The following is a 14,175-nucleotide window of genomic DNA, read 5'->3' on the forward strand; positions in this document are numbered from 1 at the left end:
GTTGTCGGCGCGGCGGTGTCGAGCCCGGCGGGCAGCCGCGCGTGGCCGTGGGCCGGGCGGTGGATCCGGCCGTGGGGCGGAATGCGAATCTGTGTTCATTGCATGATGCATAGACTTCCCGGGTGATCGTTCCGGAGTCGGTGCAGGAGCAGGCGCAAGGCGGGGTGCGGGAGGCTGCGTTCGCGGTGCGTTGGCGGCCGCGCGGGTCGGCCTGGTCGATCGCGAAGTGGTCGCCGAGGTGGTGACGCTGTGCGCGGTCGCGGGGGGAACACCTGCTCGTGGTCGCGGCACCGGGCACGGCCAAGTCGTTGGCGGTGCGCTGGATCGCCGAACAGCTCGGCGGGCGCTACTTCGAGTACCTGCTGGGCCGATTCACCGAACCGAACGAGATCTTCGGACCGGTCGGCCTGCGTCGGCTGCGCGAGGGGGTCGTCGAGATCGAGACGGCCGGGATGTTGCCGGAGGCGGAGATCGCCTTCCTGGACGAGGTCTTCCTCGGCTCGACCGCGATCCTGAACACCCTGCTCGGCCTGCTCAACGAGCGGGTGTTCCGGCGGGGCGCCACCGTGCCGGCGGCGCCTTTGCGGGTGTGCGTCGGCGCGGCCAACCATGTTCCGCAGGAACTCTCGCTCGCCGCCTTCGCGGACCGGTTCCTGGCCCGGGTGTTCGTCGACCCGGTCGCGGACGCGCGCTTGGAGGAGCTGCTGGAGGAGGGTGACACCCTCACGACCTCCGGGCCGGTCTAGGGGTCGCCGGACGCGTTGGCCGGTGTCGATCGCCTCGCCGAGGCCGCGCGCGTCTGCGAACTGGGGTCGGTGCGGCCCGTGTTGGCCACGGCGGTGCGCCGGCTGCGGGCGGCCGGGGTGCCGATCACCGATCGCCGCGCGGTGCGCTCGCAGCGCCTGGTCGCCGCCGCAGCCGTCCTGGACGGGCGGGCGGTCGCGGAGCCGGGCGACCTGTGGACGTTGCCACTGATCGCGCCGACGGCGGACGCGCAGGCGGCGGCGCGCGATGTATTGGTCGACCTGATCGGCGCGGCGGGCAGCGGCAGCCTGTGCCACGCGGCCGAGGAGTACTCGCACGGCAGCGCGGCCCGGGCGCGGCGACTCGCGGCGACCGGACGGGATCTGCTCGCCCGCTTCGGGCCGGAGCCCAGCGACGGCGACCGGCGGCTGCGGTTGGAGGCGGTGCTGCGCGAGATCGACGCCGGCTTCGCCACACCCGACCTGGACGTCGAACTGGCCGCGATTCGCCCCGGTTGATCGCGGCCGTGCAGTCGTGACGGGCGGCGTCGAGCCGGTGGACGGGTCGATCGTGGCCGGCCCGGCCGCGCCCGTTTGGCATCCACGTGAGCCGCCGCTGCCGGTGGCTGCCGTGTTGGCTCGGGGAGCGGCCGTGGCCGGCCCGGCGGCGCGGGCGGATCGCGAACTGGCCACCCTGGCCGCCCGTGCCCTGGTGCGGGCCGCCGGTCGACCCGTCGGGTCCGTCGCGTTCCCGGCCGGAAGCGGCCGTCGGCGCTTCGACGCGCTTCGGGCCCGCGCCGACCCACTCGTCGCGGCCGATCTGCGACCGCCCGTCGAACCCCGGCCCACTCGGCGGCGCACCGAGCCGCTCGCGGTGAACGCCGGCCACTTCCCGGGTCGGCTGCCGGTCCACAACGCCGCCGCGCTCCCGGACGGCACCGTCCTGGTCGCCTGCGGCGCCGCCGGCACCCGGCTGCTCGGCCGCGACGGTCGCGAGCGGGCACGGTGGGACGTGCCGGCGGATCGCATCGTCCTGGCGGACCACGCCTCGGCCGCACTGCTGATCGCGGATCAGGGGGCGTCCTGCGACATCCACCGGCTGGATTCGGTCACCCGCCGGCTGCGGCACTGGGCCACGCTGTCCGCACGGGAGTTCGCCGACTCTTTCGACGGTGCCCACCTGGTGACCCTGGACCGGGGCGTCATCACCGTGCTCGACACGCTCACCCCGCGACCGCAGGTCGTCCGGCGCGAGGAGGCCACACCGGCCTCGTTCCTGGGCGTGACCCGCTCCGCGACCTCGATCGCGGCGCTCGCGCAGACCGCCGAAGGCGTCGGACAGCTGACGGATGTGGCCAAGTGGCGCTGGGACATGCCGGGTTGGACCCTGCGCGAGCGCTCCGGTCAACCTGCCGGAGGGCCGCGCCGGCTGGTCACCGCCGGCGGCCGGATCGTGCCGACCACGTTCGAGGCGTTGCTCGTCTCCGGCGATGCCCACCTGGTCCTGGCGGGCGACGAAACGGCGGCCCTGTACCTGGGCCGGGACCCCGGGCCCGGTGCGAACATCGCCTTCCCCGGCGCGGATTCGGACACGATCGGCTTCCGGGAGCACGCGGGTCGGGTCACCGTCTGGGACCGCTCGGGCCGGATCGTGGTGTTGGAAGGTCCGATGGTGCACGCCGTCTTCCGAACCTGATCGGTCGTCGAGCCGCTTTGTGACCAACCCGGAAGACGGTCCCTCAGTTTCCCCAGATGTTTCCCAATCCCCCCTTGGCGACGGAACTCGGCGGTGCTTCAATGTGTCTCGTTCCTAGTTAGGAAACTTTCCTAACAATGGATGGACACGGAGCCCCCCGAACGTGGCCGTAGAGCCGGAACGGAGACGCACGTGAAATCTCACCTCGGACGATCCCGCAAGCGCTTGACCCTGCTTGTGGCCACCGGACTGCTGATCGCCGCACCCGGGCCGCTGGCCCATGCGGCGACGAGCGCCACGCAGTCGAGTTCGACCAGCGCCACGCAGCAGGCCGCCGCCCGGATCGGGCTGGACGACCCGCACAAGAAGGACATCGCCATGCAACTGGTGTCCAGTGCGGAGAACTCCTCCCTGGACTGGAAGGCGCAGTACAAGTACATCGAGGACATCGACGACGGGCGCGGATACACGGCCGGCATCATCGGCTTCTGTTCCGGCACCGGCGACATGCTCGACCTGGTCGAGCTGTACACCGCGCGCAAACCGGGCAACGTGCTGGCCAAGTACCTGCCCGCGCTGCGCAAGGTCAACGGCACCGACTCGCATGCGGGTCTGGGCAGTTCGTTCGAAAAGGCGTGGGCGACCGCCGCCGCCGACGCGGACTTCCGCACGGCCCAGAACGACGAGCGGGACCGGGTGTACTTCAACCCGGCGGTCAACCGCGGCAAGTCCGACGGCCTGGGCGCACTGGGCCAGTTCATCTACTACGACGCGATCGTCATGCACGGCGACGGTGGCGACCGGGACAGCTTCAGCTCGATCCGGGCGAACGCGCTCAAGAAGGCCAAGTCGCCGGCCCAGGGCGGCAACGAGACCACCTACCTCAACGCCTTCCTCGACGCCCGCAAGGTCGCGATGAAGCACGAGGACGCGCACAGCGACACCAGCCGGGTCGACACCGAGCAGCGGGTCTTCCTCAAGGCCGGCAACCTCGACCTCAACCCCCCGCTGAACTGGAAGGTCTACGGCGACAGCTACTCGATCAAGAGCTGATCGACACCGCCCGACCTGCTCCACCCTCCGCCCCACCCCCTTCCCTTCCCCCTTCCCCCATCCTTCTTCGACGTGGATCGGCTCGGAATCGCGCCGCTTCCGACCCTGTTCGTCCCGCACCAGGAAGGCCACCGCCTCGGCGGTGGCCTTCCGCGCGTCGCGGGTCGCACCGTCGTGCGGCCGTCCATCGGCCGAATATCCGCCAGGGAAACGTCGGATGAACCCTGCTTCCGGTCCCTGTCGCGGTTCCTGACATCCAGTCAGGATCGACTCCGGACAACCGGCGGGCCGGTTGGCCACAGTGGGCAACGCGGGGGGAAACAGACGTGCCCACCGTGTCCGCATGCGTCAGGGGGACAGGGTGGGGATCCGCGTTCGCTTGGGTCTGGTCGGCGTGGTGCTGCTCGCACTCCTGGCGGGCTTCCTGGCGCCATGGCCCGGCCCGACCGACGCCGCCGCGGCGGACAAGTCGTTGGCCGGACCGCAGCCGGCCGGGCCGACTTCGGCCGTGCCGACCGAGCCGCCACCCACGCCGGCGGCGAGAGTGGACGCCAAGCCGGGCGACGCCCTGTACGAGGCCCGGCAACGCGTCGCGAAGACCGTCGCCGAACGGCAGGCGCCGGCCCGCCCGACACCGACCGCGCTCGATCCGGCGATGCGGGCCGTCAACGAAACTCTGGTCCGGCAGGGCCGCGCGCCCGAGGAGCCGACCGCCGAACACCCCGAGATCGACCTGCCGAAGCGGGTGACCGAGGGTCCTCGACTGGAGCAACTCCCGCACGCGGAGGGCCGATCCGCCCATGACCCCCCGGCACCGGATTCGAACCGGCAGCCCGGACCGCAGGATGCCCCCGGGCCGGTGCGCTCCGGTCCGGCCTCGGCGCCGCCGGATGCCCAGTACGGGGTCTGGTACTCGTGGGGGAACCTCAGTGTCGTGCCCACCTATGCCCAACCCGGCTACGTGTGGGTCTCCCTCACCAACAGGTCGAACTACACGTGGTTGGCGAACTCCAGCTTCGCACTGGGCTACCACCTCTATCGAGCCGACGGCTCGCTGTACAACTACCTCGGCACCCCGACCGCACTGACCTCGGACGTCCCGGTCGGTGCCACCACTCAGATCTACGCACGGATCGAGCGGTTGCCCGCAGGGTCGTTCAAGCTGGTCTGGGACGTGCAGGACGACGGCGTCTACTACGTCGATCGCGGCGTGCCGGCCGCCACCCCGATGCTCTTCACCCTTCCGCACCAACCGCCGTCCGCGCGGATCTACGACCCGCCCTACGACGCCACCTACGCCAGGCTCGACACCGAACTGTCCATCGGCGTCTACGGCGACGACTCGCGGCCGATCGACGTGCAGTACGAACTGTGCCCGCAGGGCGAGCCGGCCAAGCCGTGCCAGGACAGCGGCTGGTTGCGGGTGGGAACACCGAACAGCGGCTTCACGGTCTACCACCGATGGCGGCCACCCGCGGCCGTGATGACCTGGTGGTCAACGACCCGCAGGCCCCGGCCGGCGCGGCGCAGCCGTGTGGCCTCGCCCGCACCCGCACCGATCCGGACGGTCGCACCACCCGCTACGAGTACAACCGCTTCGGCGACGTGACCCGCACGACGACACCCACCGGCCTGGTCACCGACGTCTTCCACAACCGGACCGGCCAACCCGTCGAGCAGCGCGTGGACGGCGCGGTGACCACCCTCACCTACGACGCCCTCGGCAACGTGGAGACGGTCACCGAACCGGCCGTGACGAACTCGATTTCCGGCGTGACCCACCGCAAGCGCACCACCAACAGGCGGGACGTCAACGGGAATCTGCTCGAAGTGCGGGTGGCCGACCTGACCCCGCCGGAGGCGGGAGGCGACGGCGAGCGACTGACGGTCTACACCTACGACGTGCGGGATCGCCGGACCACCGTGACCAGCGGTGGAATCTACACCGGGTCGATCGCCTACGGATACCTCGGCGAGGTGCGCACCAGCTACGACCCGGTGGGCACCCGCTACGACTTCCTCTACGACGCGCAGACCCGGCTGACCGACACCTGGCTCCGACAGTTCAGCGTCACGGGCACGGATCCCCGGGACATCCGGATCTCGGCGCGGCGCTACGACCCGGGCGGCCGGCTCAGCCAGGTGGCGGACGCGATGAGCCACTGGGTGGGGTACACCTACACGCCCGACGGACTGCGACTGACCGAAACGCTGCGCGGCTTCCAGGACCCGGTCACCAACACGACGCGGGACATCCCGCTGCGCACGTACACCTACGACGCGGCCGGAAACGTGGTCAAGGACGTGCAAGGCGCCGGAACGGCAAGCCTGGTCACCACGTCCGGCTACGACGCGGTCAACCGCAGCATCGGCACCGTCCTGGACCCGGGCGGCCTGAACCGGGTGACCACGACCGGCTACAGCAAGGCCGGCGCGGTGACCTCGACGGTGTTGTCGGACGGGTCGACCACGGCGGATACGACGCGACAGATCTACGACGCCGCCGGGCAGTTGGTCGCGACAGGCGTGCGCACCATGTGCTGCTCCGGCGAGTCGGTGACCGCGTTCAAGCGCGACCGCGCGGGTCGGCTGCTCGCCACGACCGACCCGCGCGGGGTGCCGGCGATCGGCTCCACCGACCCGCCGAACCCGGCGTTCACCACCGAGCAGGCATACGACCTGCTGGGCCGGGTCCGCGAGACCGTCGAACCGCCGGCGGCGGTCGAGGACGGCGACGGCGCGGCTCCGCGCCAGGTGCGGGCGACCACCACGATCGGCTACGACACGTTCGGCGAAGTCACCCATGAGCGGGACGCGTTGGGCCGGGTGACGGTGACCGAGTACAACGCGCAGGGCCGCCGGGTGAAGGTCACGTATCCGCAGATGACCAACCCCGACGGATCCGTTCGCTTTCCGGTGGAGCAGTGGACCGACGACCGGGTCGGGAACCCGATTCGGCATCAGGACCGCCATGGGCGCACGACGACGATGAAGTACGACGCCCGGAACCGGATGTTCCAGCTGATCGAGCCGGCCGCTTCGGAAGGTGCCTCGCCCTACACGGTGACCTCCACGCACGACGACAACGGCAACGTGGTGGCCCGCCTCGACTCGCTCGGCGCCCAGCAGTTGTGGACGTACGACGGGATGGACCGCACACGCACCGCGACCGCTCTGCAGCGGCTCCCGGGCGGTTGGGTGGACCGCTTCACCACCACCTACACCAGTGACGACCTGGGTCGGGTGCTGCGCGTGGACACACCCGGTGGGCAGTCCACGGCCTACACGTACACCGCCGACGGGCAGGTACGGACCGAGACGGTGCGCGGCCACGGGTCGACCACCCACTCCTACGACATCGCCGGTCGGCTGCGCACGACGGTGGATCCGGTCGGCCGGACCGTGGTCAACCTGTGGGACGTCGACGGCAAGTTGCTGGAGACGGTGGCCAAGGCGGCCGACGGCGCGCCCGCGGGCGAGAAGCACTACGAGTACGACGCGGCCGGCAACGCGACCCGGGTCGGTGGCGAGCGGGGCGGGACGCTGGGCCAGACCTTCCAAAGCAGGGAATACGACGCGAGCGGACGGGTGATCGCGCTGTCCGAGGGCGTCGACCGGGCCGCCACGCAGGTGTTGACCACTCGGTTCGGCTACGACGCGGTGGGCAACCGGACCCGGGTCACCGACGCGGCGGGGCGGGCCACGTACACCACGTACAACACGTGGAACCTGCCGAGCACCCGACGCGAGCCGGTGACGGCCGCCCACCCCGCCATCGCCGACCGGACCTGGAGCACGTCCTACGACGTGGCCGGATATCCGACCGTCGCGACCGAACCGGGCGGTGTGGTGCGGCGGTTCGAGTACGACGGACTGGGCCGCACGGTGCGCGAGAGCGGGACGGGCGCGGACAAGGCGACCGAGCGCACCTTCGGTTACGACGCGGCCGGCCGGGTGACGCACACCCGGAGCGGCACCGCGGAAACCATGTACGAGTACGACGACCGGGGGTTGATGACGCTCTCGACCGGTCACGTGGGCCAGACCCGGTACACCTACGACGGCGACGGTCGGGTCAAGTCGAGCTTCGGTCCGGCGGTGACCGACGGCGTCTCGTGGTACTACGAGAACTCGGACCTGGTCTCGGTCGGCGACACGATCTCGCAGCTCACCCGCAGGTATACGCGAGACGCGGCGGGCCGGGTCACCGGTGAGGAACAAACGCGCGGGATCCGGGAGTTGGCCACGCGCAGCTACACCTACGACGCGGCCGGCCGGGTGGACACCGACACGGTGCGCAACCCTGCGGGTGGGGTCACCGCGAAGCAGACCTTCCGCTGGGACCTGGAAGGCAACCTGCTCGGTTCCACGACCGAGGGCGAGATCGCCGGAGCCAAGAACCGGGAGTACACCTACGACCAGGCCGGCCGGTTGTCGAGCGACTTCGACCCGACCGCGCAGACCGGCACGGACTACACCTGGGACGAGGTCGGCAACCGCAAGGCCGCCACCAAGTGGGAGGGCACCCCGCAATCGCATGTGGCCACCGGAGGCAGCTCGTTCGGCTACGACGAGCGCAACCGGCTGGTGCAGGCGAGCGATCCGGTCGCGGGGACCACCGACTACACGTGGGACGCGAACGGCACACTGGCGCGGACCACCCGTCGGGCGGTGGGCGTGCCGGTGTCGACCGCGGACCAGAGCTTCGACGCGTTCGGCCGATTGACGGCGGACGGGACGGCGTCCTATGAGTACGACGCGCTGGACCGATTGACCACGTCGCGCAACACGGACGCGGCCAGCCATCGGCGATTCGGCTACAACGGGTTCGACAAAGAGCCCGCCACCGACGGCCGTTGGTGGTTCACCCGCAGCGGTGACACCGTCCTGGGCGCGCGGGACGGCCCACCGGAAACCACGTTCGCGGCGCGCGAGTCGACGGCGGACGCGGACCTGCCCTCGGGCGCCGCGCCGGCGTACGGCGTGTTGACCAACGCGCACCAGGACGCCATCGCGCTGATCGATCCGACGACCGGTGCGATCTCGGGGTCGCGCAGCTACGACGCGTTCGGGAAGGTGACCGCGTCGGCGGGGGCGCAGGCACCGATCGGCTTCCAGGGGTCGTGGACCGACGAGACGACGGGTCGGGTCCAGGCCCAGGCGCGGTGGTACGACCCGACGACGGGCTCGTTCGCATCGGGGGACACGGCGGCCGTGCCGATGAACGGGTCGGCGTCGACCAACCGGTACGGGTACGGCGAAGGGAACCCGACCAGTACGTGGGACCCCACCGGGCACTTCCTCAAGATCCCCGGCACGCCCAGTGCCGCCGCGCTCCGACACGCGGGCTCGAAGAGCATTTCACTCGCCGGGAACGTGGTGAAATCCGCCGCCAAGCCGGTGGCGCGGGCCGGGTTGCGGGTGGCGATGCGCGGCGCGGTGCTGGCGGTCGCCTCGGTCCTCACCCCCGAAGTCCTGCTCGTGGTCGGCGCGGTGGTGCTGGTCGCGCTGGTCACCGGCGTGACGGTCTGGGTCGTCGTCAACATGGACGGCTCCACCACTCCCGTCCGGGACCCGGAACCACTGGACAAGCCCGCCGACCCACCGGCGGATCCCCAGCCGACCTGCTGCCCACCGCCTCCGCCGCCCGCCGAGCCGCCGCCGCCCCCGCCGCCGTACATCACCGGCACCGCCACGACCACGTCCTGGAAGGCATGGTCGACGGTCGACAAGTACTTCGACAGCACCTTCGCCTACGAGCGCACCGACTGGTACCGCTACACCGAGACCCACAAGTGGAACCAGTGGTCGACCGGTGACACCACCTCCGGCGGGTGGAGCAGCCTGTTCGAGCACTACTGGAAGACGATCGCCCGGCGCCTGATCGACCTGGACAACGCGCTCCGGGTCGAAGTGAGCCAGGTGCCGGACTCGGCGAAGGCTCCCGACCTACCCTCCGGCGCACCCCTGGCGGGAACCTGCGGCGCCGGCGGCTCCACCGCCTCGTGCGGGTCCGGCCCCGGCCCGGGCGACCTGCACCTGATCGGCGACTGCTCCGGCCGCTTCGGCGCCGACGCGATGCAGGACTGCCACGTCGAACCCGCCCCCGGCGACCTGGGCGACCCCAATACCCGCCTGTCCAAATGCCGAGGCGTCACCGGCGCGGGCGGCTCGTGCCTGATCGACAACGCCCCGGCGGGCACCCCGTCGACCGGCGCCGACCCGAGCTGCCACAGCTTCCCGGCCGGCACCGGCGTACTGATGGCCGACGGCACCACCAAGGCCATCCAGGACGTCAAGCCCGGCGACACGGTCCTGGCCACCGATCCGGAATCGGGCGAATCCGCACCTCGCACCGTCCTGGCGGCGATCACCACCGAGGACGACAAGAACTTCGCCGACATCACCGTCGCAACCGATCAGGGCGACGCCTCCATCATCGCCACCGTCAACCACCCATTCTGGGCCCCCGACCTCAAACAGTGGATAAACGCCGGCGACCTCCACCCCGGCCAACTCCTGCAAACCGCCACCGGCACCTGGGTCCAGGTCGGCGCCGTCCGCCATCTGCACGGCCGACAGCGGACACACGACCTGACCGTCGACGTCGCACATTCGTACTACGTGTCGGCAGGGACTGCGCCGGTACTGGTGCACAACTGCGACGTTGATTACGGCAGCATCGATGCCCTGGGTCAACGCTCGGGTATCGTCGCGATCGTTACTCCGCAAACCGCCCAGGGGACGAAGGCCAACCGCGATCCTCCGGGCTATGCGCCGAATGTGGGCCTGAGTCGCGGCCACCTTCTGCCCAAAGCCCTGGGTGGATCCGGGACTGTCGAATCGAACCTGGTCACCACGACCGCGCGGGTGGACAACGGGCCGATGAACGAACTCGAAAAGAGAATCGCCGCCCATGTTTTCGTGGACGGAAAGACCATCCTCTATTCCTCGACTCCTCGCTACCATCCCGGACAAGATGTTCCCTACGCCGTCACGATCGAAGCTTTCGATGACGACGGTTGGTACGAAGGCGAGACGTTCCTTCAGTGATGCGGCAGAGCCGACGTGCGGCGGCAGAGGAGGATTGATGGATTCCTTTCCGTTCGAGCTCATCCGCCTTACGGATCGACTGAACAGTGTTCGGGTCCGGGTGCTGAATCCCATGGTCCGGGAGCCCGGGTGCTTCGATGCCGAGATTCTGGTGGAGAGTTCGTTCGTGACGGGGCGGCTGTGGCTCTATCTGTCACCTTCGAAGCTGGAGAGTTGGGGGCACGCGCTCGACGAGCTCGCGGCGGGGCGGGACGTCGTCTGGATGGACCTGGATCGGGGGCCGTCGATCGGCATTCGCTTTGTGCCCGAGGCCGAGGGGCAGGACATCGGCGTCGGGGACGACTCGGCCTCGCTGGTCACCGTGACGCTGCCGGTTCACCTGCCGGAGGGGTGGGTCGAGGAGCAGCGGGAGCGGCTTCGGAGGTTCACGGGCGGCGCGGGTGGCTCGGAGTAGGGGGCGTCCACGGGGTTCCGTGCCGGGCGGATGACCACGCCGGGACATCCGGGTACTGCGGCAATGGGCGCGGTTCGGGTGGTTTGCGGGGGAAGGGGTGGTCGAATCCGGATGTCCTGTGTCGGGGGCGCGTGTGAGGATTGCGCGGTGACCGACGTGGGCTGGGATGTGGCGCTGGTGGGGCGGGGCGAGGAGGTCGCTCGGCTCGATGAGGCGTTGGCGCGGGGGCGGGCCGGGGATCCGTGCGCGGTGTTGCTCGCGGGGGACGCGGGGGTGGGGAAGACGCGGTTGCTCGCGGAGGCGACTGCCCGGGCGGCCGGGGCCGGGATGACCGTGTTGACCGGGCATTGTGTGGACCTGGGGGACGTCGGGCTGCCCTATCTGCCGTTCGTCGAGGTGCTGCGCGGGCTGGACGCCGATGCGCGGTACGGCGAGGTGTTGGCCGCGCATCCGGCCGTCGAGCGGTTGTTGCGGGCCGGTGGGGGTGCGGCGGAGTACGCGGGCGCGTTGCCCGACGCCGGGGTGCGGTTGCGGTTGTTGGAGGATGTCGCGGCGCTGCTCGGCGACCTGGCCGAGCGGGCTCCGATGCTGCTCGTGGTCGAGGACCTGCACTGGGCCGACCAGTCGACTCGCGACCTGGTGCGCTTCCTGCTCAGTCGGTTGTTGCCACAACGTCCGGGAGGTACCGCGTACCAGCGGCTCACCGTGCTCGTCTCCTACCGCTCCGACGACCTGCATCGACGGCATCCGCTGCGCCCGCTGCTGGCCGAGTTGGTACGGCTGCCCTCCGTCGGGCGGTTGGACCTGCGGCCGATGGCCGACGAGGACGTGGCCAGCCTGGTGCGCGGCCTGACCGCCGCTCCGCTGCCCGAGGCCACCGTGCGGGCCATCGTCGAGCGGGCCGAGGGCAACGCGTTCTACGCGCAGGAGTTGCGCGCGGCCACCGATGCCACCGACGGCGGCGTGCCCAGCGGCCTGGCCGAGGTGCTGCTCACCCGGATCGAGCAGATGTCGGGCACCGCCCAGCGGGTGATCCGGACCGCCGCCGTGGCCGGTCGCCGGGTCGAACACGGGCTGCTGCGGGACGCCGTCGACCTGCCCGACGACGAATTGGACACCGCGCTGCGCGAAGCGGTCGGCCGGCACCTGTTGGTGGCCGCCGAGGGGGACGCCTACGCGTTCCGGCACGCGCTGATCCGCGAGGCGGCGTACGCGGACCTGCTGCCGGGCGAACGGGTGCGGATCCACGCGGCGTTCGCGCGGCTGCTCGACGACGCGGGGCGGCGGGCGGGCAGTTCCGCCGAGCGTGCCCTCCACCACCGGGCGAGTCACGACCTGCCCGGGGCGCTCACCGCGTCCCTGGAGGCGGCCGATCACGCCGCGAGCGTGGGCGCGCCCGCCGAGGAACTGCGCTGGCTGGAGGCGGTCCTGGAGGTATGGGACGCGGTGCCGAACGCACGGGAGTCGACCGGGACCGACGACGTCTCGCTGATGTTGCGGGCGTCCGCGGCCGCGGTCCGGGCCGGAGAGGCGCACCGCGCCGTCGCGCTGGCGCGTACCGCCCTGGACCGGCTCGGTGCGCACGCGGACATCGACCTGGCGGTGACCGTGCGCTACACGCTCGCCTCCAGTCTGATGAGCGTGGACGATCTTCAGGCCGCGTTCGAGTACAGCCGCCAGGCACTCGCGATGATCCCGGCCGAGCCGCCGACGCGCACCTGGTTGTGGGCGGCGGCCACGTTTGTGCAGGCCGCGTACTTCTCCAAGGACGACGACACCGCCCTGCGGGTCGGACGCCAGGTGCTGGCGGTCGCCGAGGAGCTGGGTACCGACGACGCCCTCGCCGACGCGATCATCTCGCTGACCGGCCTGGAGTGGGCCAGTCGGCAGTCCTTCGAGGGGCGCGAACGGCTGGTCCAGGCACGGGAGTTGGCTCGCCGCTCGGGCAATACGGCGATCGAGCTGCGGGCGTTGTTCAACCTGGCCATGGGCTCCTTCGAGGCCGGCCTGCTCCAGGAGAGTCTGGGCTGGTTGGACGACGGTCTGGAACTGGCCCGTCGTACCACCAGGTCCTCGTCGCCGTATCCGCTCGACATGCGCTACCTGCGCGCCCAACTCCTGTACACGCTGGGCCGCTGGGACGACGCCCTGGCGGCGGTGCCCTCGTCCGTGCCGTCGTCGGCGTACGGGCACGTCGCGGCGGCGGCGCTGTATGTGCCGCTGGGGCGCGGCGAGCCCGGTGTCGTGGAGCAGGCGCGGGCGGTGTTCGAGGCCCGGCCGTTCAACTGGATGGGCACGCTCGTGGGCGGTCTGGTGCTGACCGACGAGGCCGCCTGGCGCGGTGACTCCCGGGCGACGGCCGACCGGGCGCGCGCGGTGCTGGCCGAACTGTCCGAGGAGCGCAATCCGTACCCGGACGTGGGCATCCGGCTGTCCGCGCTGGCGCTGTCCGCGATCGGTGACACGCTGATCGAACTACGGGCGGCGGGCGATACCGAGGGGGTCGAACAGGAGCTGGCCGCGGCACGGGAGTTCATCGAACTGGCCCGTGTCACGGCGAGTTGGCCCGGTCGCCGCTTTCCGCGCAGCGGATCGGAGGGCAGGGCCTGGCTGTTGCGGGCCGAGGCCGAATGGTCGCGGGTGTCCGGCGATTCGGACGTCTCGTTGTGGGAGCAGACGGTCCGGGCGTACGACTACGGCAATGTCTTCGAGGCGGCACGCAGTGAACTGCGGCTGGCCCAGGCCCTGGTGGCGGCGGGCCGCCGGGACGAGGCGGCCGACCACGCGCGCCGAGTGCGGGAGACGGCGGAGCGGCTGGGCGCGGTGCCGCTGCGGGACGCGGTGGACGCGACGGTCCGGCGGGCCCGGCTGGGCGGTTCCGATGCGGCATCGACCGGGGAGACGGTGTTGACCGCGCGCGAACGCGAGGTGCTGGAACTGCTCGCCAAGGGGCGGACCAACCGGCAGATCGGCGAGGAGCTGTTCATCAGCGCCAAGACCGCGAGTGTGCATGTCTCCAACATCATGGCCAAGGTGGGCGCGGCCCGCCGCACCGAGGCGGTGGCGCTGGCACGACGCAGCGGGTTGATCCCCGACTAGGCGTGTCTTCGATCCCCCTTCGGGCTTGCGGCGCGTCGGCACCCGTAGCGGGTACCCGGCCCGGGCATACCGTACTT

Annotated in this window: 8 protein-coding genes; all 8 read left to right on the forward strand. The window is 71.1% G+C overall.

Going from position 1 to position 14,175, the window contains the following annotated elements; all coding sequences use genetic code 11:
• Positions 1-278: 278 nt before the first annotated feature.
• The 8 genes from ACH4U8_RS29360 to ACH4U8_RS29395 all read left to right on the forward strand — a co-directional run bounded on the left by ACH4U8_RS29360 (position 279) and on the right by ACH4U8_RS29395 (position 14,098).
• Positions 279-746: an AAA family ATPase gene (locus ACH4U8_RS29360; protein WP_395781266.1), complete on the forward strand. Its 468-nt coding sequence runs from the start codon at positions 279-281 to the stop codon at positions 744-746.
• 15 nt (positions 747-761) lie between these two features.
• Complete coding sequence (locus ACH4U8_RS29365) at positions 762-1,262, forward strand: hypothetical protein (RefSeq protein ID WP_395781268.1); 501 nt, start codon at positions 762-764, stop codon at positions 1,260-1,262.
• 16 nt (positions 1,263-1,278) lie between these two features.
• On the forward strand, positions 1,279-2,439 hold the full coding sequence (locus ACH4U8_RS29370) for a hypothetical protein (protein WP_395781270.1): 1,161 nt from the start codon (positions 1,279-1,281) through the stop codon (positions 2,437-2,439).
• 237 nt (positions 2,440-2,676) lie between these two features.
• Positions 2,677-3,492: a chitosanase gene (locus tag ACH4U8_RS29375; RefSeq protein ID WP_379992857.1), complete on the forward strand. Its 816-nt coding sequence runs from the start codon at positions 2,677-2,679 to the stop codon at positions 3,490-3,492.
• A gap of 343 nt (positions 3,493-3,835) precedes the next feature.
• Positions 3,836-5,101 carry a hypothetical protein gene (locus tag ACH4U8_RS29380; RefSeq protein ID WP_395781272.1) on the forward strand — a complete coding sequence of 422 codons (1,266 nt, stop codon included), beginning with the start codon at positions 3,836-3,838 and terminating at the stop codon, positions 5,099-5,101.
• Entirely contained in the window at positions 4,984-10,545 is a 5,562-nt protein-coding gene (locus tag ACH4U8_RS29385; protein ID WP_395781508.1) for an RHS repeat-associated core domain-containing protein, read from the forward strand. The genes ACH4U8_RS29380 and ACH4U8_RS29385 overlap by 118 nt, the downstream gene beginning before the upstream one ends.
• A gap of 37 nt (positions 10,546-10,582) precedes the next feature.
• Positions 10,583-10,999 (forward strand): DUF5959 family protein, encoded by a 417-nt coding sequence (locus tag ACH4U8_RS29390; RefSeq protein ID WP_395781274.1) that lies wholly within the window; start codon positions 10,583-10,585, stop codon positions 10,997-10,999.
• Between the two features lie 111 nt (positions 11,000-11,110).
• A complete protein-coding gene (locus tag ACH4U8_RS29395) occupies positions 11,111-14,098 on the forward strand; it encodes an AAA family ATPase (RefSeq protein ID WP_395781276.1) in 2,988 nt (995 codons plus the stop codon).
• The last annotated feature ends 77 nt before the right edge of the window (positions 14,099-14,175 follow it).

This window comes from Embleya sp. NPDC020886, assembly GCF_044333915.1.
Taxonomy (GTDB): Bacteria; Actinomycetota; Actinomycetes; order Streptomycetales; family Streptomycetaceae; genus Embleya.

Excerpts from the sequence above, each read along its gene's own strand:
- ACH4U8_RS29395 (WP_395781276.1), top strand. The coding sequence starts at position 11,111 with ATGTCCTGTGTCGGGGGCGCGTGTGAGGATTGCGCGGTGACCGACGTG.
- ACH4U8_RS29380 (WP_395781272.1), top strand. The coding sequence starts at position 3,836 with ATGCGTCAGGGGGACAGGGTGGGGATCCGCGTTCGCTTGGGTCTGGTC.
- ACH4U8_RS29390 (WP_395781274.1), top strand. The coding sequence starts at position 10,583 with ATGGATTCCTTTCCGTTCGAGCTCATCCGCCTTACGGATCGACTGAAC.